General features: G+C 64.2%; 24 protein-coding genes. 10 read left to right on the top strand and 14 right to left on the bottom strand.

Annotated elements, in window-relative coordinates; genetic code table 11:
- Positions 1-289: 289 nt before the first annotated feature.
- The 4 genes from ACKUUH_RS01460 to ACKUUH_RS01445 form a co-directional block, all read right to left on the bottom strand.
- Positions 290-1,048 carry a hypothetical protein gene (locus ACKUUH_RS01460; RefSeq protein WP_407948067.1) on the bottom strand — a complete coding sequence of 253 codons (759 nt, stop codon included), beginning with the start codon at positions 1,046-1,048 and terminating at the stop codon, positions 290-292.
- Positions 1,049-1,242: 194 nt separating this feature from the next.
- Positions 1,243-2,010, bottom strand: a complete 768-nt coding sequence (locus ACKUUH_RS01455) for an ABC transporter permease (protein WP_407948066.1) — start codon at positions 2,008-2,010, stop codon at positions 1,243-1,245.
- A complete protein-coding gene (locus ACKUUH_RS01450) occupies positions 2,007-2,933 on the bottom strand; it encodes an ABC transporter ATP-binding protein (RefSeq protein WP_407948065.1) in 927 nt (308 codons plus the stop codon). The genes ACKUUH_RS01455 and ACKUUH_RS01450 overlap by 4 nt, the downstream gene beginning before the upstream one ends.
- Before the next feature lie 178 nt (positions 2,934-3,111).
- On the bottom strand, positions 3,112-3,453 hold the full coding sequence (locus ACKUUH_RS01445; RefSeq protein WP_407948064.1) for a hypothetical protein: 342 nt from the start codon (positions 3,451-3,453) through the stop codon (positions 3,112-3,114).
- 219 nt (positions 3,454-3,672) lie between these two features.
- Between ACKUUH_RS01445 and ACKUUH_RS01440 the strand changes: the two genes are divergently transcribed.
- On the top strand, positions 3,673-4,824 hold the full coding sequence (locus ACKUUH_RS01440; RefSeq protein WP_407948063.1) for a hypothetical protein: 1,152 nt from the start codon (positions 3,673-3,675) through the stop codon (positions 4,822-4,824).
- Positions 4,825-4,827: 3 nt separating this feature from the next.
- Here the strand turns inward: ACKUUH_RS01440 and ACKUUH_RS01435 are convergent, their stop codons facing one another.
- Positions 4,828-5,091 (bottom strand): hypothetical protein, encoded by a 264-nt coding sequence (locus tag ACKUUH_RS01435; protein WP_407948062.1) that lies wholly within the window; start codon positions 5,089-5,091, stop codon positions 4,828-4,830.
- 19 nt (positions 5,092-5,110) lie between these two features.
- Positions 5,111-5,413, bottom strand: a complete 303-nt coding sequence (locus ACKUUH_RS01430) for a hypothetical protein (protein WP_407948061.1) — start codon at positions 5,411-5,413, stop codon at positions 5,111-5,113.
- Between the two features lie 108 nt (positions 5,414-5,521).
- Here ACKUUH_RS01430 and ACKUUH_RS01425 point away from each other — a divergent pair, with 108 nt between their 5' ends.
- Positions 5,522-6,652 (top strand): DUF2336 domain-containing protein, encoded by a 1,131-nt coding sequence (locus tag ACKUUH_RS01425; RefSeq protein WP_407948060.1) that lies wholly within the window; start codon positions 5,522-5,524, stop codon positions 6,650-6,652.
- Between the two features lie 3 nt (positions 6,653-6,655).
- On the opposite strand, the gene ACKUUH_RS01420 is transcribed toward ACKUUH_RS01425, so the two are convergent.
- Complete coding sequence (locus ACKUUH_RS01420; RefSeq protein WP_407948059.1) at positions 6,656-7,435, bottom strand: helix-turn-helix domain-containing protein; 780 nt, start codon at positions 7,433-7,435, stop codon at positions 6,656-6,658.
- Entirely contained in the window at positions 7,432-7,698 is a 267-nt protein-coding gene (locus ACKUUH_RS01415) for a hypothetical protein (protein WP_407948058.1), read from the bottom strand. Before ACKUUH_RS01415 ends, ACKUUH_RS01420 begins: the two co-directional genes overlap by 4 nt.
- A 129-nt stretch (positions 7,699-7,827) precedes the next feature.
- Here ACKUUH_RS01415 and ACKUUH_RS01410 point away from each other — a divergent pair, with 129 nt between their 5' ends.
- The 4 genes from ACKUUH_RS01410 (at position 7,828) to ACKUUH_RS01395 (ending at position 10,611) form a co-directional block, all read left to right on the top strand.
- Positions 7,828-8,748, top strand: a complete 921-nt coding sequence (locus ACKUUH_RS01410) for an alpha/beta hydrolase (protein ID WP_407948057.1) — start codon at positions 7,828-7,830, stop codon at positions 8,746-8,748.
- 267 nt (positions 8,749-9,015) lie between these two features.
- Entirely contained in the window at positions 9,016-9,408 is a 393-nt protein-coding gene (locus ACKUUH_RS01405) for a MucR family transcriptional regulator (protein ID WP_407948174.1), read from the top strand.
- A gap of 162 nt (positions 9,409-9,570) precedes the next feature.
- On the top strand, positions 9,571-10,044 hold the full coding sequence (locus tag ACKUUH_RS01400; RefSeq protein ID WP_407948056.1) for a PAS domain-containing protein: 474 nt from the start codon (positions 9,571-9,573) through the stop codon (positions 10,042-10,044).
- An 87-nt stretch (positions 10,045-10,131) separates the two neighbouring features.
- Entirely contained in the window at positions 10,132-10,611 is a 480-nt protein-coding gene (locus ACKUUH_RS01395; RefSeq protein ID WP_407948055.1) for a hypothetical protein, read from the top strand.
- Here ACKUUH_RS01395 and ACKUUH_RS01390 read toward each other — a convergent pair.
- The gene (locus ACKUUH_RS01390) at positions 10,586-11,182 is read right to left on the bottom strand and encodes a helix-turn-helix domain-containing protein (protein WP_407948054.1); all 597 of its coding nucleotides are present in this window, start codon (positions 11,180-11,182) and stop codon (positions 10,586-10,588) included. The genes ACKUUH_RS01395 and ACKUUH_RS01390 overlap by 26 nt on opposite strands.
- A 127-nt stretch (positions 11,183-11,309) precedes the next feature.
- Between ACKUUH_RS01390 and ACKUUH_RS01385 the strand changes: the two genes are divergently transcribed.
- Together ACKUUH_RS01385 and ACKUUH_RS01380 are read left to right on the top strand one after the other, a co-directional pair.
- Positions 11,310-11,711 carry a helix-turn-helix domain-containing protein gene (locus ACKUUH_RS01385; RefSeq protein ID WP_407948053.1) on the top strand — a complete coding sequence of 134 codons (402 nt, stop codon included), beginning with the start codon at positions 11,310-11,312 and terminating at the stop codon, positions 11,709-11,711.
- The gene (locus ACKUUH_RS01380; protein WP_407948052.1) at positions 11,708-12,496 is read left to right on the top strand and encodes a DUF6456 domain-containing protein; all 789 of its coding nucleotides are present in this window, start codon (positions 11,708-11,710) and stop codon (positions 12,494-12,496) included. The genes ACKUUH_RS01385 and ACKUUH_RS01380 overlap by 4 nt, the downstream gene beginning before the upstream one ends.
- A 2-nt stretch (positions 12,497-12,498) precedes the next feature.
- On the opposite strand, the gene ACKUUH_RS01375 is transcribed toward ACKUUH_RS01380, so the two are convergent.
- The 3 genes from ACKUUH_RS01375 to ACKUUH_RS01365 form a co-directional block, all read right to left on the bottom strand.
- Positions 12,499-12,924, bottom strand: coding sequence for a SufE family protein (locus ACKUUH_RS01375; protein ID WP_407948051.1), 426 nt, complete (start codon positions 12,922-12,924; stop codon positions 12,499-12,501).
- Positions 12,925-13,096: 172 nt separating this feature from the next.
- A complete protein-coding gene (locus tag ACKUUH_RS01370) occupies positions 13,097-13,504 on the bottom strand; it encodes a DUF5330 domain-containing protein (RefSeq protein WP_407948050.1) in 408 nt (135 codons plus the stop codon).
- Between the two features lie 293 nt (positions 13,505-13,797).
- Positions 13,798-14,883, bottom strand: coding sequence for a hypothetical protein (locus ACKUUH_RS01365; protein WP_407948049.1), 1,086 nt, complete (start codon positions 14,881-14,883; stop codon positions 13,798-13,800).
- A 226-nt stretch (positions 14,884-15,109) separates the two neighbouring features.
- Here ACKUUH_RS01365 and ACKUUH_RS01360 point away from each other — a divergent pair, with 226 nt between their 5' ends.
- A complete protein-coding gene (locus tag ACKUUH_RS01360; RefSeq protein WP_407948048.1) occupies positions 15,110-15,442 on the top strand; it encodes a DUF1491 family protein in 333 nt (110 codons plus the stop codon).
- On the opposite strand, the gene ACKUUH_RS01355 is transcribed toward ACKUUH_RS01360, so the two are convergent.
- Positions 15,439-16,089 carry a cation transporter gene (locus tag ACKUUH_RS01355; RefSeq protein ID WP_407948047.1) on the bottom strand — a complete coding sequence of 217 codons (651 nt, stop codon included), beginning with the start codon at positions 16,087-16,089 and terminating at the stop codon, positions 15,439-15,441. The genes ACKUUH_RS01360 and ACKUUH_RS01355 overlap by 4 nt on opposite strands.
- 67 nt (positions 16,090-16,156) lie before the next feature.
- Between ACKUUH_RS01355 and ACKUUH_RS01350 the strand changes: the two genes are divergently transcribed.
- Positions 16,157-16,558 (top strand): MerR family transcriptional regulator, encoded by a 402-nt coding sequence (locus ACKUUH_RS01350; protein ID WP_407948046.1) that lies wholly within the window; start codon positions 16,157-16,159, stop codon positions 16,556-16,558.
- Positions 16,559-16,648: 90 nt separating this feature from the next.
- Here the strand turns inward: ACKUUH_RS01350 and ACKUUH_RS01345 are convergent, their stop codons facing one another.
- Positions 16,649-16,867, bottom strand: coding sequence for a hypothetical protein (locus ACKUUH_RS01345; protein WP_407948045.1), 219 nt, complete (start codon positions 16,865-16,867; stop codon positions 16,649-16,651).
- Positions 16,868-17,005: the final 138 nt, after the last annotated feature.

Genomic DNA, 17,005 nt, shown 5'->3' with positions numbered 1-17,005 from the left:
CATGCCCGGCGCACATCACGCCTTACGTGCGCGGCTTCTGGCGACGATCCTGCGCTGTGTGCCTTTATAGAGTGAGCCTTGGCTTGAATACTCAAGTGGAATGGCAGGCAATCGTCGAAAGACGACATACGCAGGGACCAACAGCCCCGCACGCATGCTACTTGAAGGGTGATTGGGCCGGACGCCACTACCGCATTTGCGCCGATGCGCGCTGCCACCAACAATTACGCTGTGTTCTATTTCTCCGGATCGTCACCGCTGGGTCACAGCTTGAGCAGAGCGTCAGGCGTCACCGCACGGGAGGCTGAAGTCCAGCCGCAAGTGCTGCTTGCATGTCTTGTGGGAGGCTGGCAACGCCCTTGACTACGCCGGGACCACCGCTGCGCCACTGAACGGTAAATGTCCTTGGACCCGTCATGCCCGACATGAACTCCGAAACCCCAAGAACAACCTCGGTTCCACCCTCAACAAGGGCCGCCGATGCACCAATTTTGACAATGGGGCCCAACTCTCGGACGGCTATTAGGACGACTTTATCGTTTCGTTTTGTCGCGTCGGCGGCGGCAACTTGAGCGGCTTCTTCAGAGGTCAGCGGCAACCGCTCAATTGAAACAGATTCGAAGCATCCCGATCTCTCGAAGAACTTGCTGAGTCCATCGGCTGCTGCGGCTTCCCTGGCGAGTACATCCTTCTGGTCCGCTCGCCACTCCGGCATCCACAAAATCAGTGCTGTTGCGGATACTGCGCAAACGGGTTCCTGCGGTGAGGGATCGAGTTGCACGGTGGTCGTGGAAGCGCATCCGCCAACCGCAAAAAGAACAGCCAAAAGGGATAGAAATCGAGAGCATCGCATGGTGGACATCTGCAAATTCCAACTTGTTGTTGCCTCAGCCCTAGTGCTGAAACTTTGGACTGTTCCTTTGGCGATGGCCAGGTCCTGTATCCTCAAAGTACTTGCTGGACACATAGGGTGCTCATCAACGGCTTCCGCGAAGTCGGCTTCAATATTTTGTTTCAGCTTTGACAATTGTCCACAGGCGTCCGGCATAGCATCTCCCAAATCCGTCTTGCCCGGACTCTCCTTGGGTTCAAAGGAGGCTGGGCATCCAGGATGAGAGACGAAAGCGCACACCGCTTGAAAGAGTCTTTCGAAGAACGACGCCGCTTGCGCGGCTACTGGATTGCCGGGTCAAGCCCGGCAATGACGATTTTGGAAAGGTAGGTGCGAACCGATCCTCATCCTCATACCTTCAACCGATACCCCGTGCGGAAGATGTACCAGATGGTGCCGGTGCAGAGGATGAGGAAGCCGAAGATGGCGAGGAGGCTCAGTTCGATGCCGACATCGGACGAGCCGTAGAAGCTCCAGCGGAAGCCGGAGACGAGATAGACCACCGGATTGAACAGCGTCACCGTCTGCCAGAAGGGCGGGAGCATGGTGATCGAATAGAAGCTGCCACCCAGGAAAGTGAGCGGCATGACGATCAGCATGGGCACGATCTGCAGGCGTTCGAAACTGTCGGCCCAGATGCCGAGAATGAAGCCGAACATCGAGAAGGTGAGCGTGGTGAGGAGCAGGAAGGCGGCCATCCAGAAAGGATGCTGGATCTCGTAATCGACGAAGAAGCGCGCGGTGATGAGGATGAGGATGCCGAGGATGAGCGACTTCGTGGCCGCCGCGCCGACATAGCCGATGACGGTTTCGACGCCGGAAATGGGCGCGGACAGGATTTCGAAGATGGTGCCCGAATATTTTGGCATGTAGATGCCGAAGGAGGCGTTGGAAATGCTCTCGGTGAGAAGCGAGAGCATGATGAGGCCCGGAATGATGAAGGCGCCATAGGAAATGCCGTCCACTTCCTGGATGCGCGAGCCGATGGCCGCGCCGAAGACGACGAAATAAAGCGAGGTCGAGATGACCGGCGAGGCGATGCTCTGCATCAGCGTGCGGAAGGTGCGCGCCATCTCGAAAACATAGATCGCGCGAATGGCGTGGAGATTGAGCGTCATGCGCGGGCCCTCACGAGGCTGACGAAGATTTCCTCGAGCGAACTTTCATGCGTCCTGAGGTCGCGGAAGTCGATGCCGAGTTCGCCGAGTTTTTTCAGAAGTTCGGGAATGCCGGATTCTTCCGCCTGTGCGTCGAAACTGTAGACGAGCGTGTGGCCGTCGTCGGCGAGTTCGAGCGGGCGGTTACCAAGCGCCTCCGGCAGCGCGGCGAGCGGTGCGCGCAAATGAACGGCAAGCTGCTTCTTGCCGAGCTTCTTCATCAGACGACTCTTCTCCTCGACGAGGATGAGTTCGCCATGATTGATGACGCCGACACGGTCGGCCATCTCCTCGGCTTCCTCGATGTAATGCGTGGTGAGGATGATGGTGACGCCGCTCTCGCGCAGGCCGCGCACCATTTCCCACATGTCGCGGCGAAGCTCGACGTCGACGCCCGCGGTCGGCTCGTCGAGAAAGAGGATCTCGGGTTCGTGGGAGAGCGCCTTCGCGATCATCACGCGGCGCTTCATGCCGCCCGAAAGCTCCATCACGCGGCTGTCGCGCTTGTCCCAGAGGGAGAGGTCGCGCAGGACTTTTTCGATATGCTGCGGGTTCGGCGCCCTGCCGAAAAGGCCGCGGCTGAACTTCACCGTGTCGATGACGCTTTCGAAGGCCTCGACGGCCAGTTCCTGCGGCACGAGGCCGATGCGCGAACGCGCGGCGCGAAAATCGCGGATGATGTCGTGACCGCCCGCGCGCACCGTGCCGGAACTCGGATTGACGATGCCGCACACGATGCTGATGAGCGTCGTCTTGCCCGCGCCGTTCGGTCCGAGCAGCGCGAAGATCTCGCCCTTGCGGATATCGAGATCGACTTTCTTCAGGGCCTGAAAGCCGCCGGGATAGACCTTCGACAGGCCGGAAATTTCAATGGCTGAAGACATGGGAGCTACATGAAGGATGGATGAAATAGAAGAATTCGTCATGGCCCGGCTTGTCCGGGCCATTCACGTCTTTCCTTGATGATGGCTGCAAAGACGTGGATGACCCGCATAAAGCGGGTCATGACGCATATTGGGAGTGTTGCGGCAACTTGCAATGACAGCTTTTCAATCCTCGATATCAGCAAGGCGGGCGGTCGGCGAAGGCTTTCCGCGCGAGGGCGAGGGCGTCGCCGTCGAGCAGATCGGGTTGCCACTCGCTCGTGCGCACGACCCGGGCCGCAAGCTGGTCGAAGCTGCGCGGTCCGTCGAGATTGAGACAGGCGTAAGGATCGTCGCCGGAGGGACCGTAGATGCCCTCGCCGCCGTGATTGTCATGGAGCACGCGCAGCGATTCGAAATACCCCGCGAGATATTGCCGGCAATAGCGCGCGAGCCGCGGCGTCGGCGGTTCCGGATTGAGCGCATGTTCCACAAGAACGGCGCAGGCATCGCGCAGGTCGCGCCCCGTCTCGATGCGCATGCGGGCATCGGCCGGCGAACCGGCGAAAAACGCTGTGCCTGGAATGGCGAACAGGCAAAAAATTAACGCTACCGCGCGCAAATACGCGCTGCGCGACGGAATGGCCGAGCTTCGCATTGCGAATATTCCTCCCTCTCCGTAACAATGACGCATTGCAGAGGGGTTCGAAAGCCCGTTGGCGGGATATGCCCGGGCTTTGGCTGGCATCCGGGGATCGGAATGAAATCGCGGATACTCGTCTACGGCGTCGACGGCTTCATGGGCGCGCTGGTGTCGCGTGCGGCGATGCGGGCGGGACTTTCCCATGTCGCCGGCGGCCGGGCGATCGCAGGCGTCGCACAGCATGCCGCCGCGCTGGCGAAGGAAGCGAAGGGCGGGATGCCGCCCGCGGAACCGCGGACCTTCACGCTCGGCAATGCGGAGCGCATCGCGGCGCAGCTCGACGATGTGGGCGTGCTCGTGAACTGCGCGACGCTTGAAGGCGACGACATGCGCTCGCTCGTTGTTTCCTGCATCGCGACCGGCACGCATTTGATCGATCTGTCGGCCGGCCGCGCCCATGTGGCCGCGCTTGCCGGTTTCGACGAGGCGGCGCAGAAGGCGAAGACGATGCTGATGGCGGGCGCCGGCTTCGACTTCGCGGCGGCCGATGCGGTGGCGGTGCGCCTTGCGCAGATACTGCCCGGCGCCCGCGCCGTGTCGCTTGCCGTGAAGCAGGGGCATCGCACCATGGAAGAGGCGGCGCGCCTCGTCGCGGCAATGCGCGAAGAGGGCGAGATGCTGAAGAACGGGCAGTTCGTGCCGGCGCGGGCGGGCGAGCGCACGATCGAGGTCGACTTCGACGCGGGACCGGAAAAGGCCTGGCTCGCGCCCTGGCGCGGCGAGGCAATGGCGGCGCGGCATCGCGGCATCTATTCGACGGTGGAGGCTTACGAGGCCCTGCCGGAGAAGGCAGCCCGCGCTCTCGAACCGGGCACGATGGCGCATCGCCTGTTCCGGCGCGGCTGGGGCCTGAAGCGTCTCGAACGCAGGCTGTCGAACGGGCGGCTGAACCCGTCGGCGGCGGACCTGAAGAACGGACGCGCCTTCGTCTGGGGCGAGGCGCGCCATCCCGACGGCCGCATCCGCCGTGCGCGGCTTGAAACGCCGGAGCCGCATGTCTATTCGGCGGAGGCGGCGATCCTGCTGGCGCGGCGCGTGCTGGCGGGCGGGGCGAAGCCCGGCTACCAGCTTCCATCGGCTGTGGCGGGAGCCGCACTTGTCGAGGAAATACAGGGCGTCGCCTGGCACGAAATTCTCGAATGCGCTGATGAGACCGCCGCCGAGGACGGACGTCCCGTCGCGCCGGGCGCGGAGCCCGAAAGGGTCTGAGCCTTATTCCGCGCCGCTCGTCCAGCGTTCCCACAGCTTGTCGGAACATTCGCGCGCGCTCATCTGGCTCGTGACGAGCCGCATCGAGCTTTCCATTGCCTCCGGCACCTCGTCCGGATCGTTGCCGACGAGGCCGGCGAGCGGTCCATAGGCTTCGTGCGCCATGTCCTTCGCGAGCATGCGGCAGGGATCGACCTCGCCGTAATAGACGACGGGAATGGCGGCCGCGATGGCAACGAGCAGGATCAGTCCGAGGATGAGGCGCATGGGGTTTCCTGTGCGGGGTTCAGTGGACGCCGGTGCCGCGTTCGGGCAGGTCGGGCATGCCCATGGAACCCGAACGGCCGCGGATGGTGCAGGCGTTGTAACCGGCCTTCCAGCCGGTGCGGTAGGCCTCGCTCGACTTCCAGGCCTCGCCGTTGCGGGTGACGGTGGAAGGATCGCCCGGAACTTCCGAGGTGGCGCTCCAGCAGCCATCCGAATGGCCGGCCTTGTAGGCGGGGTCGTCCTCGAATTCGCTGCGGCCGAGCCCGCAGGCGGCAAGGGCGAAGGCGAGGAAAAGGACGGGCAGAGGGGCGAAACGGCGCATGGGCTGTCCTGAGGCTCTGTGAGGCGACGGGCAGGATAGGGCGGGGGCGGCGGAACCGCAAATCGGGGCCCGCATGCTTTACGCGCCGTTAACGGCGCGGGTGCTCCAATGAGGCAGGAAACCAACCGGACGGACGAAATGGCGCTCGAAAGCTACAGGACGGCGGAAGGCGAAAGCCTGAACGCCCATGACCGCGACGCGGTGCTGCGGCGCCTCGCCGACCTCGCGCTGCTGCCGTCTTCCCTCGTCTCGCCGCAGGAGCGCAGCCTCCTCGATACGATGCTGGCCTCGCTCGCGACGCGGCTCGACCCGCAGATGCGGATGCGCCTGGCCGAACGGCTTGCCCAGCATGTCGAGGCGCCGCGCGAACTGGCACTGGCGCTCGCGCTCGACGACATCGACATCGCCTGGGTGCTGCTCGCGGAAGGCTCGCCCCTGAAGGGCGGCGACCTCATTCATGTCGCCCGCGAAGGCGACACCCGGCACCGCGAGATGCTTGCGCATCGCAAGGACCTGCCGAGCGCCGTCTCCGACGTTCTCATCGAGACGGGCGACACGGCACTTGCCTGCCGCCTCCTCGAAAACCGCACGGCGCAGCTTTCCTACAGGGGCATCGAAACGCTTGCGCGGCGGAGTGCTTCCGAACCGGAATTGCAGGCGCCGGTGCTGGCAAGGCCGGAACTGACGGTGCGCCTTGCCCAGCTCATGTTCTGGTGGGTGCCGGCCGCGCTGCGTCTCGAAATCCTCAACCGCTTCACGGTCGAGCGCCGCCACATCCATTCGGCGATGGAAGACATGATCGACGGCGTGACGGCGGGTGACCCCGTGCTCGAAGGAGCGCTGTCGCTGGTCCGCAAGCCGCTTCCGATCGACAAGCAGCGTCTCGCGAGGTTCTTCTCGGGTCAGGGACCGGACAGGGCGGATCTGCTTTCGAGCGGACTTGCGGCCGCGACCCATGTGCGGCCGGAGACAATGTTCCGTATCCTGAACGATCACGGCGGTGAGCCGCTCGCGATCTTCGCGAAGGCAGTGTCGATGAATCGCAAGGAATTCGGCGATCTCATCGTCGCGGCGGTCGACCTGCGTCAGGGCGGGTTGCCGACCAAAAAGGACCTCGAACGGATCGGCGAACTTTTCGACTCGGTCTCGACGGACCGGGCGGACTTTGCGCTTCGCGTCTGGGATGCGGCGTTTGCCAGCGAGGTCGCCCTGGGCGGCGTCAGCGCCGCCGAAGCCTGATCGTCACTCCGCCGCGCTCTGTGGCGACCAGCGGACTTCCTCTTCTGGCTCGACGCGCGGCGGCGCCGTGAAACGGAAGCCCGGTCCCGAAACGATTTCCTCGAGCTCGCGGCGCGCCTGACGCGCCGTGCCCATGATATCGCCTTCCGCGCGGTCGACGAGATCGAGCACCGCGCGCGCGCCTTCGAGGATGTCGCCGAGCCAGTCCTCCGCATGAGGTTCCTGCGCCTTCAGCGCAACGGCGTCGCCCGCAAGCGTCGTGACCGCGCGGCGGACCGCGCCGGTGTCGAATGCGTTGGGCCCGGTGACGAGCGCGACAATCTTCCTGATCTGCGCGCGAATGCCGTCGACAAGCGCCGCGCGCTCGCGGGCGCGGCGGTCTTCCTCGTCGGCGGGCGGCGCAAGGTCGTCGAGCGACACGCCAAGCACGCTCGCGATTGCGGCCATGGTGCGGAAAGTGCCGTCCTTCTTGCCCGTTTCGATTTCCGAGAGGTAAGGCGCGCTCATGCCGGCCGCGCGCGCAAGCTCGATCGCCTTGAGCCCGCGATGCTCGCGCCAGACGCGCACAGGATTTTCGCCGTCGGCGATGCGATGCGCGACGGTGGCGGGAACGGGCGCCGGACCCTCCGAACCGAGGGCGAGCGTCGCACCTGCGGCGCGCAGATCCTCGATATCGTCGGCGGCGCGGCAGAGCGCGTCATAGTCGGCGGCGGGAACGAGCACGAAGAGCGTCTCGCCGTCGGCGCCGGTAATCTTCTGGTGGTCTTTCGCCGGTCGCGTCATGCGGTCCTCCTGCCGGTGAGAGCGAGGATGGAAGCAAGCTCCGCCTCGCGGCGGAAGACAACGCGAAGCCCTGGCCCCGCATCGGAACTGAAAATGCCCGGTGCGATCTCGCGATGGCCTGCGGCGCGCGGCGCGAGACTCACAAGGCGGCGCGTATCCGCATCGAGTTTCAGGAAGGCGTCATAAGCGGCACGCGAGAATTCGACTTCGCCGAGAATCTCGTGCGAGGGCGCCGCCTGCCGTTCGAATGTGTCTTCTTGCATTCCCGTAGAAACCCGCTGCCGGGACCATGATTTTTGGGCGTGGCGCCTTCGCTGCCTGCTAGCATCGCTCTCGAACGAATATCGCGCCGCGCGAATCGACGTGTGTGAAGCAATCATAGGGGGGAATGAATGTCCAAAGAAGGCAAAGGCATCGAAATCGGCCGCCTGAAGGAACTTATCCGCGCGCGGTCCGCGGCGGGCGCGAATCTCGGCTATGCGGAGCGCCGCAAGGCGATGGACGGAAATGCGGAGCAATTTCCGGTTCCCGCCGGCGTGGAAGTATCGAAGGCCGATCTCGGCGGTGTGGGCGCCGAATGGAATATTCCATCAGGCGCGGAGACGGCGCCGGTGATCCTGTATTTTCACGGCGGCGGCTATGTGCAGGGCTCGTCCGTCTCTCATCGTCACCTGACGTCGCGTCTCGCCACGGCGGCGAAAGCGCGGGTGTTGAGCGTCGACTACGCACTCGCACCGGAAGCGCCTTTTCCGGCGGCGGTCGAAGATGCGCTGTCGGCTTACCGCTGGCTCATCGCAAGCGGCGTCGAGCCGCAAGCGATCGCGTTCGGCGGCGATTCGGCGGGCGGTGGACTGACGGTCGCGACGCTGATCGCTGCGCGCGACAAGGGACTGCCGATGCCCGCCGCCGCCGTCGCGATCAGCCCCTGGACCGACCTCACCTGCGAAACGGAAACATACACGACGCGGGCCGACGCAGATCCGATGATCGACCAGGCGGGCATCAAAAGCATTGCCGCCGCCTATCTGAACGGCGCCGACGCACGCGATCCCCTTGCGTCACCCAACTTCGGAGACCTGACCGGCTTGCCGCCGATGCTGATCCATGTGGGCAGCGATGAGGTGCTGCTCGGCGATGCGATCGCTCTCCATCAGCGGGCGCGCGCGTGCGGCGTTGCAGCGGAAATCGAGGAATGGGACGGCATGATCCATGTCTGGCATGCCTTCTATCAAATGCTGCCGCAAGGCGAGCGGGCCATCGAGCGGCTGGGCGACTATCTGTCGGCGCGCTGGAAGGCAATAAGGAAGGAATAACGGCGAGCTGTTTATTGAAATGACGGTATCAGGATTTCGTTCTCGTCTGTTCTCGCATGAAATCATCCACAGGGGCCATTGCGCCTCCACTGTGTCATCATAAAAATATGCAGCGACAATGCCAGTCCTTGACTGTTAAACAACGGGAGAGATATAGAACTGGATGAATATTGGTTCGGTTTCCGGCTTGATCTCTTGGATGCCGGTACAATTACTCGAGCCGGATGAGACGAGGGCGCGGTGGCGGAAAAGGCGGATCTGATCGATATGACGGCCGATATCGTGTCGGCCTATGTTGGGCACAACATAGTCGCACCGGACGAATTGTCGGGTCTCATCAATCGGGTGTTTTCGGCGCTTTCCGACGTCGCACTCGGCAGCACGGGAGGTTCCGGCCCCAAGGAAGAGCCCGCCGTTCCTGTTCGCAAATCGATCACGCCCGACTATCTGATCTGCCTCGAAGACGGCAAGAAATTCAAGTCGCTGAAACGGCACTTGCGCAGCCACTATAATCTGAGCCCGGAAGAATATCGCGAGAAGTGGGGCCTGCCGCGCGACTATCCCATGGTGGCGCCGAACTACGCGCAGGCACGCTCGCGGCTCGCGAAGAAGATGGGTCTCGGCCAGGCCGGACGAAAGAGCCGCCGCTCCGCGAAGTAGCGCCTGCATCGTCCAGTCCCCTTGCATCGCCCAATCCCCTTGCATCGCAACGCACACACGCCCAGTATTTTTTCGTGTTGATTCGCGACCGGGCGGCGCGCCGCCATTGCTGAGGACGATCCGCTGACCGCTGCAGACCAGGCCATAAGAGCGCAACTCATCGTGCCGGAGCAGCGCGAAGTCTTCGACTATTGGTGCGCGAAGGCGCCCGATGGCGGCTATCCGACGCGGGCCGATATTCAGCCTGCTGAATTGCGTCGGCTGCTTCCCTCTCTCAGCCTGATCGATGTGATGGGGGATGGCGGCGAGGAACGGCTTCGCGTGCGGCTGGCCGGCACGCGGCTGCGCGACTATTTCGGCGTGGAACTCACCGGCCACTATCTCGACGAGTACGATTTCGGCGACCAGACCGGCTATTGGGACGCGGCCTATCACGAGGTCGTGCGGGCCGGCCGTCCGGCTCAGGGCGTCATTCCGCTCACAGTCTGGAACCAGCCGGGCATATTTCAGTTCTGGCTGCGTCTGCCGCTCGCGAATGAGGAGGGGCGCATCGTCATGGTGCTCGGCCATGATGCGTTTCTGCAATCCGAGAAGGCGCACGCGCTCGCCAGCAAGGCCAATCTCCGCATCGCCTGATCTTTCGCGGTGTCTCATCCGGCATTGATCCCGCTTGCGCTCGCGGTGCACACTGCGACGGGGATCTGCTCTGGAGGGAGACCGCCCATGCCCGTCTATGTTTTTTCACGATCCTTCGTTCTGCGCGCGACGCTTACCGCCGTGATGCTGACAGCACTGCCTCATGCGGCGGCGCAGGCAGCGACCGCGACACTCGAAGGCGGAACAGTGACGCTGCGGGAAGGAGAAAGCGCGAGCTTTCCGATCCGGGGCGGCAGCGACGGTCCGGCCAACCTGAACGCCGAATGCGAGATCACGGATGTGAACGGCTCGGCCAGCATCACCTTCGACGGCGAATACTATGTCCCGCTCTCGGAACCCGCCGTCGGCGACGTCATCACGCTCTCGCGCGGCGATACGCGGACATACAGTCTCAATGGCGTGATCGATGCGAAGGGGCAGGAAGCCTATGTCGCCTTCCGCTTCGGCGGCGCGGCGGCCGCCATGTGCTTTCCCGGCATGGATTGCAGCGGCGCGGAAGACAAGGCCGGCAGCGTGACCGTCAGTTGCCGGGACGCGTCCTCCTGACGGGCGGGTAGTTCCTGAGAAGGGTGACCACCGGCGCGATCCAGACCGGCGACAGAACCTCGCGCGGGCGCGCGCCGCTTTCCGGCGGCATCAGCAGGCATCGCTGCGCGTCGAGCAGCGCGAGACGGCCGAAGGCGAGATCGCCTTCCGCGCCACCCGCGAAACAATCGCGCCCGAGCGCTTCCGCCGCCTCCGCCAAGGCCATGCGGTCGGCCACCAGCATGTCGCCGTCCGCATAGGCGCCGAGCGTCTCCCCGATCCTGAAACCCATCGGCTCGTGCGCGAGCGAGAGGAAAGAGGGCGGCAACGACACAGCTTCGGGCAGGGCGACGACATTGCCGCCGCGCCGCACTTCACCCGTTACCGCATGGCGGCTTTCTGCCGGTGCATCCAGAAGATCCGTCACGCCCACAGCAAGCTCGCCGGCGATCCGTTCGAGCCAGCCGGTCGAGACCGTCATGTCCGCCGTTTCGAGACGGGAGACGGTCGCGGCCGTCGTGCCGAGCCGCTGGGCCAGCTCGGTCTGGGTGAGGCCGCGCTGCTTTCTGAAATGCCTGATCCGGGTCCGCACGTGGTGCTCCTGAGCCGCGCGAAGAAATTTACATGATTTATCCCCGATATGTACGAAATATGCAAATCTTGTTTCCAGGGTGAGGTTTTCATTCGCCGCTGCAAGGCGTCGAGGCTGGAGGACAGGCATGGTCAGGGAAGGCATTTACGATGTGGGCAATTTCACTGCGGGCGACCGGGGTTTTGCGGCGATCAAGCGGTCCATCCGGGAGCGCGAACAGGCCGCGAAGGTTGCGCTGATGCAGGAGACGGTGGCGCGGGCCTGGAACGTGCCCATCGGCGAGTTGCGCTCGCCGACGCGCCGCCGGGCGCCTGTCGCGCAGGCCCGGCAGGTCGCGATGTACCTGACGCATGTGATCTACGGTTTCAGCCTTTCGGCGGTGGGTCGCCATTTCGGCCGCGACCGGACGACGGCTGCCCATGCCTGCCGCCTCGTCGAGGACCGCCGGGACGACGAGAATTTCGACATGCTGCTCGACCGGCTGGAACATGCGCTGCGCCGCGCGGGCGAGCGGGGGAGGCAGCAGTGACGGCGGCGCGGACGATGCGGCCCGCCGAACGCCGGTTCGAACGGGAAGTGCGGCGCATCTTCCGCCTTCTTGCGCAGCCCGGCTATCTTGCGGGCGAAATGGTGGACGGACGGGTCGGGCTCTTCGGTCCCGGTGGCGGCAAGCGTCCGCTCGCGACATTGGAAGCCTCGGTCTGGAGCGAGTGTGAGGCGCGCGATCTCGTGGAGCCTGTGGAAGGAGAGGCGCGACGGCGCTGGCGGGCGAACGACGCGGGGCGCGCGCTTTACCGGCGGCTGATTGCCGAGGCCGAACCCTTCCGCGCCCAGCATCAGCTTGTGGGCGAAAGGCGCTTTCGCACGGAAGAAGGCGAGGTGTCGCTCGCGGTCAACGAGGCCGAGACGCCGCTTGGCTGGCTCCGCCGCCGCAAGGGTGCGGACGGAAAGCCGCTCATCAGCGACAGGCAATTCGAGGCGGGCGAGAAACTGCGCACCGACTTCACGCTCGGCCAGATGAGCCCGCGCGTCACGATGGACTGGGCGGGAACAGGCGGCAGAAGCGGCACGCGGCGCGGACCTCTGCGCGATCCGGCCGAAATCGCAAATCACGCGCTGGCCGCGCGCGAACGCGTCGGCCGCGCGATAGAGGCGGCGGGGCCGCATCTCGGCGACATATTGCTGAGCGTGTGCTGCCACCTCGAGGGGCTCGAAGCGGCGGAGCGGGGCTTCGGCTGGCCCAAGCGCTCGGGCAAGCTTGTGCTGCAGATCGCGCTCGACCGGCTCGCCGAACATTACGGCATCAAGGAGTGAGGTCAGACGGCTGCTGCGGCGGCCTTCGCATCCGACTGGACGCGCGCCACCATGGAATAGAGGCCGTTCGAGCGCTGCGGCGTAAGGTGTTCGTTGAGGCCGAGCGCGGCGAAGACGGCGCGCGCGTCGATGCCCAGGATCTCCTCCGGCGTCTTGTCCGAATAGAGGCGCATCAGGATGGCGATGAGGCCGCGCACGATATGGGCATCGCTGTCGCCGCGAAAATGGAGAAGCGGCGCGCCGTCGGCCTTCCGGCGCAATTCGCTCACCAGCCAGACTTGGCTGACGCAGCCTTCGACCTTGTTTTCGCGCGAGTGTTCGGCATCCGTGAGCGGTTCGAGCTCCTTGCCGAGCTCGATCACATAGCGATAGCGATCCTCCCATTCGTCGAGGAATTCGAAATCGTCCACGAGATCCTGAATGCTCATACCGTCCTTTCGCGCCGTCCTTTCGGGGCGGGGATTGCCTGCTCAGGACATAGCGAACGGGACCTGAAAGGACAAGCGCCCCGCAAGCCGGGAGGCTGCTTGCGGGGCGCTTTGGCTGCCGGCGCGTACCTAGGAATACGCCGGAAAGCCGACAGGGGCTCGATGGGTGAGGTCAGGCGCCTGTCGTGTAGCCGTTCGATGGGGCGGGACGGATGGCGGCGGGCTGCGACCCGGCCGCAGCCCCTTGTTCGTGTTCTCTGGCCTTTTCGGTGAGCCAGGTGAGCGCCATGCCGCCGTAGTGGGCCGTCTGGCGGACGACATGGCCGACGATGGCGTGGCTCTTTGCGCAGATGTCCGGATTGCGGTCGCAAAAGCCCATGACGTCCTGCGCCGAGCGGGCGGCGAGGGTGAGCGCCTCGCCCGCGCCGATATCTTCCGTGGGCGGGGCGGCGCCGGTGACGAGGGCAGCGGAGGAATATCCCTCCATGCCCGCGGGTTGCGGATCCATTTCGTATCCGGCGGCCGGCAGCAGGAAGGCCAGCACGGTCAGCCAGAACGCGGCTCTCAATATGAACGACATGCGACAGTCCTTTCCCGGCAGATGTTCGCGTTACAGGGAGGACATTAGGCGCCGCGTGCTGCCGCGCAGTTAATTTGATAGATAAAATGCAAGTACAAGCGGGTTTTATGCTATAGGATTCTTGCGTTGGTTGATTTGAATACTATAAAACCAAAGTAATTATATTATAAGTGTAATAAAAACAAAGAAAAATGCGCATCAAATTTGATGCGCATTTTGCTCAAATACCGGAGGCATTCGATTCAAATTTTCGCCGTTGCGCGGCGCCCGGCGGGCGCCCGGTATCTCCGCGCTCAGTTCGCGAGCGTGGAGGGCGGCACGGCTTCCGCCCAGCAACTGCTGACTTCGGTGATCGCGTGCTTGGAGGTGCAATAGGCTTCCTCGGAGGGGAAGCGCGCGGCGGCGATGCACTGGTTGAGATTGAGCCGCGCCCAGTTGAGGCAACGCCCCGTGGGAGTGCGGCCTTCCGCGAGGCCCTTCTCCATCGAGCCTTCGATTACCTGATAGGCGCCGAGGGTGAGGATGCGGGTCATGACGTTCGGCGAATAGGCTTCCGCGCGCGACACCGGCGACAGCGCGGCGAGAACGGCGCGGGCCTTGCCGGCGAGGCTTTCATCCTCAAGGGCGGCTGACTTCGTTTCGGCGGCGCCCGGCAGCGGCGTGCTCATGCCCCACTTCTGCTTCTGGAACTTGTAGGCCGTGTCCATCAAGCGGGCGGCGAGCCCGGTCATGCGCTGATGCTCGTTGCGGATGGAGACGGCGACGGCGGCTGAAGCGGAACTAACGCCGGGAAGCTGCATGATGTAGTTCTCATCCGCCGCGAGCGCTTCGAGAACGGCCGCCTTGCCGCGCGCGCGGACTTCGGCACGCACGCCCTGAGCGAAGACCGGGTCTTCGGCGGCGATCGTTGCCCTCGTGGTATACCAGCCCTCGGCGAGCGCATCCGGCTCCTGGAAGCGAAGCGCGGCCAGCGCCCGGCGCACATCGCTCGGCGTGTTGAGTTTGTTGGCGTCGACGGCGGCAAGGGCCGAACCGTAATCGACATAGACACCCGCGAGATCGGCCATGCCCGGCCGCGCGGCAAGCGCGGACACACCGGCAGAGGGATCGATCGAGGCGACCTGAACCGGATTGGCCCGGCGCGGCGCGGGGAGCGGGATCGGAATATTGGCGGAAGCAACCGACGTGGCGGTGCCGGCCGTGGTCATGGCGTCGTTCGCCATGAGTGCCGCCTCGTTCGCGGCAAGCTCGGCCTTGTTCTTTTCGGGTTCGCTGGAGGAGGCGTTGCCGCCCTGGACGACGGTGCAGCCGGCGATCAGCAAGGCGGTGGAAACGGAAAGGCCGGCAAGGCGGACACTTTCCCGGAAATTCAAGGCCAAGTTCTTGTCCCTCATGGCAACCCCGCTGCCCCGTGAATGCCGCGCTTCCCGCTTGACCGGGTTCTCGCGACTGGCGACTTGTCTTAATGAAGTGTGACCGAGTCTAATGCCGCGTGGCCCCCTCCGCAAACGGGAAACGCGTTAAGCATGAACGGGAGCGGCCCGAAAGACGCTGGGGCGCGCGGGTTACGGCAACAAACGGTCACAGGGGCCAACGGAAACGACAATGGATATCGCGCCGAGGCTGAAAGCCGACATCTGGGTGAAAGCGCTGATCCGCCGCGCGCAGGCGGCGGGCGCGATGGCGATGGTCGTGCGCCGGGGCGACGACACCTCGGGCACCGTGCTCGTGAAGGTGAACCCGCTGAACGGTGAAGCCGAGGTTTTCAGCCCGGCGCGGGAGGGCGACGGCTCTCTCGTCTGGTTGTCGAAGGGCCGGCAGCCGGAAGCCGACGCCGACGCCTATATAGAAAAGCAGAGGCGCTTCGATCCGGATATCTGGGTGATCGAGATCGAGGACCGGGAAGGCCGCCACTTCCTGCAGGAGAAAGTGGGCTAGGCCGTCCTCTCCTGTGCGGAACCGGACAGACGGCTTTCACGTAGTTCGCCGAGCGCCTGCCGGAAGACGGCCCATGCGCCCTGAAGCGCGAGGGTGGACATGACCGCTGCGACCGCGATATCGGGCCAGGCGGTGCCGGTGCCGAAGACGCCGAGCGCCGCAAGAAGGACGGCGCAATTGCCGATCACGTCGTTGCGCGAACAGAGCCAGACGGAGCGCATGTTGCTGTCGCCCGAGCGATAGCGCCAGAGAAGGACGAAGACGGCGGCGTTGGCGGTGAGGGCGGCCAAACCGACGGCGCCCATCATGAAGGCTTCGGGCGCGCCGCCATACGCGACGTGCCAGACGGTAGCGCCTGCCACCCAGAACCCGAGCAGCGCCATTGCGCCGCCTTTCGCGAGCGCCGCCAGGGCGCGCGCGCGGAGCGACATGCCGATGACGAAAAGGCTGATCGCGTAGGTCGCCGTGTCGCCGAGAAAATCGAGTGCATCCGCCTGAAGCGCGACCGATCCGGCGGCGAGGCCGGCACCGATCTCGATGGCGAACATAATGAAGTTGATCGCGAGAGCGGCCCAGAGCACGCGCCGGTAGGCGGTATCGCGCAATTGCGCCTCGCTCGCTTCATGGTCGCAGCATTGTCCGCTCATGGCTTGCCTCGCATTGTTTGCTCAACGCTGTTAAGGTAGAGTCTATAGTAACTATAGGGTCAAGGCCATGAGCGACGGAACTGGTATCGGCGATCTGGCGAAGGCGACCGGCACCAAGGTCGTGACTATCCGTTATTACGAGAAGATAGGCCTGCTGCCGGAGCCACCCCGGACGAGTGGCAACTACCGCGCCTATGATACTAAGCACCGCGAGCGGCTGCACTTCATCCGCCGATGCCGCGATCTCGGCTTCACGCTGGAACAGGTGCGTGAGCTCCTCGACCTCTCCAAGCGGACGGACCGGGACTGCGCGGCAGTGGACAGGCTTGCGCTCGATCACCTCGTGGAAATCGAGCGCAAGATTGCCGACCTGAAAAGGCTGGAGAAGGAGTTGCGGCATCTCAGCGAGTGCTGCCGGGGCGGCCGCATCGGAGACTGCCGGATCATCGAGGCAATCTCCGCGCGCTAGATGCTTCCGGTCGCAGGGATATCCCGCGCCGTTCAAGGGCGCATGAACATCCCGAGGCCGTTTACGGCCGCATGAACATCCCGAGGCCGTTTACGGCCGCATGAACATAAAGTCTTCGTCCGGGTCGAGATGATCGGCGGCTTCCATGAGTTCCGCCTTGATGTCTTCCGGGGCGCGGACGTCGCGCCAGATATGCAGCACCTTCTCGAACATGATGCGGGCCATGGCGTCGGTCGAGATCTGTTTCTCGGCCGCCTCGGCCAGCGCCGCCTCGATATGCGGCTCTATGATGTCGCGTGCGGTGGTCATCGGGTCTCTCTCTTTATTGAATGTCGAATGGCGCCATGCTCGCACGGGACGCCGCCGTCAAGGATTGGCCAGTTTGTCGCGGCCATTTTTGTCGAAGACGTGCCTTTTTGTCCCGGGTGGCGATTTCGGGCGCTTTCG

Origin of the sequence: Parvibaculum sp. (genome assembly GCF_045863935.1) — a bacterium.
Lineage (GTDB): Bacteria > Pseudomonadota > Alphaproteobacteria > Parvibaculales > Parvibaculaceae > Parvibaculum.
This window is presented reverse-complemented; position numbering and strand designations above follow the sequence as displayed.

Bases quoted from the DNA above. Each gene is read 5' to 3' on its own strand.
- ACKUUH_RS01460 (WP_407948067.1), bottom strand. From the start codon at position 1,048: ATGCCGGACGCCTGTGGACAATTGTCAAAGCTGAAACAAAATATTGAA.
- ACKUUH_RS01455 (WP_407948066.1), bottom strand. From the start codon at position 2,010: ATGACGCTCAATCTCCACGCCATTCGCGCGATCTATGTTTTCGAGATG.
- ACKUUH_RS01450 (WP_407948065.1), bottom strand. From the start codon at position 2,933: ATGTCTTCAGCCATTGAAATTTCCGGCCTGTCGAAGGTCTATCCCGGC.
- ACKUUH_RS01445 (WP_407948064.1), bottom strand. From the start codon at position 3,453: ATGCGCATCGAGACGGGGCGCGACCTGCGCGATGCCTGCGCCGTTCTT.
- ACKUUH_RS01440 (WP_407948063.1), top strand. From the start codon at position 3,673: ATGAAATCGCGGATACTCGTCTACGGCGTCGACGGCTTCATGGGCGCG.
- ACKUUH_RS01435 (WP_407948062.1), bottom strand. From the start codon at position 5,091: ATGCGCCTCATCCTCGGACTGATCCTGCTCGTTGCCATCGCGGCCGCC.
- ACKUUH_RS01430 (WP_407948061.1), bottom strand. From the start codon at position 5,413: ATGCGCCGTTTCGCCCCTCTGCCCGTCCTTTTCCTCGCCTTCGCCCTT.
- ACKUUH_RS01425 (WP_407948060.1), top strand. From the start codon at position 5,522: ATGAGGCAGGAAACCAACCGGACGGACGAAATGGCGCTCGAAAGCTAC.
- ACKUUH_RS01420 (WP_407948059.1), bottom strand. From the start codon at position 7,435: ATGACGCGACCGGCGAAAGACCACCAGAAGATTACCGGCGCCGACGGC.
- ACKUUH_RS01415 (WP_407948058.1), bottom strand. From the start codon at position 7,698: ATGCAAGAAGACACATTCGAACGGCAGGCGGCGCCCTCGCACGAGATT.
- ACKUUH_RS01410 (WP_407948057.1), top strand. From the start codon at position 7,828: ATGTCCAAAGAAGGCAAAGGCATCGAAATCGGCCGCCTGAAGGAACTT.
- ACKUUH_RS01405 (WP_407948174.1), top strand. From the start codon at position 9,016: ATGACGGCCGATATCGTGTCGGCCTATGTTGGGCACAACATAGTCGCA.
- ACKUUH_RS01395 (WP_407948055.1), top strand. From the start codon at position 10,132: ATGCCCGTCTATGTTTTTTCACGATCCTTCGTTCTGCGCGCGACGCTT.
- ACKUUH_RS01385 (WP_407948053.1), top strand. From the start codon at position 11,310: ATGGTCAGGGAAGGCATTTACGATGTGGGCAATTTCACTGCGGGCGAC.
- ACKUUH_RS01375 (WP_407948051.1), bottom strand. From the start codon at position 12,924: ATGAGCATTCAGGATCTCGTGGACGATTTCGAATTCCTCGACGAATGG.
- ACKUUH_RS01370 (WP_407948050.1), bottom strand. From the start codon at position 13,504: ATGTCGTTCATATTGAGAGCCGCGTTCTGGCTGACCGTGCTGGCCTTC.
- ACKUUH_RS01360 (WP_407948048.1), top strand. From the start codon at position 15,110: ATGGATATCGCGCCGAGGCTGAAAGCCGACATCTGGGTGAAAGCGCTG.
- ACKUUH_RS01355 (WP_407948047.1), bottom strand. From the start codon at position 16,089: ATGAGCGGACAATGCTGCGACCATGAAGCGAGCGAGGCGCAATTGCGC.
- ACKUUH_RS01350 (WP_407948046.1), top strand. From the start codon at position 16,157: ATGAGCGACGGAACTGGTATCGGCGATCTGGCGAAGGCGACCGGCACC.
- ACKUUH_RS01345 (WP_407948045.1), bottom strand. From the start codon at position 16,867: ATGACCACCGCACGCGACATCATAGAGCCGCATATCGAGGCGGCGCTG.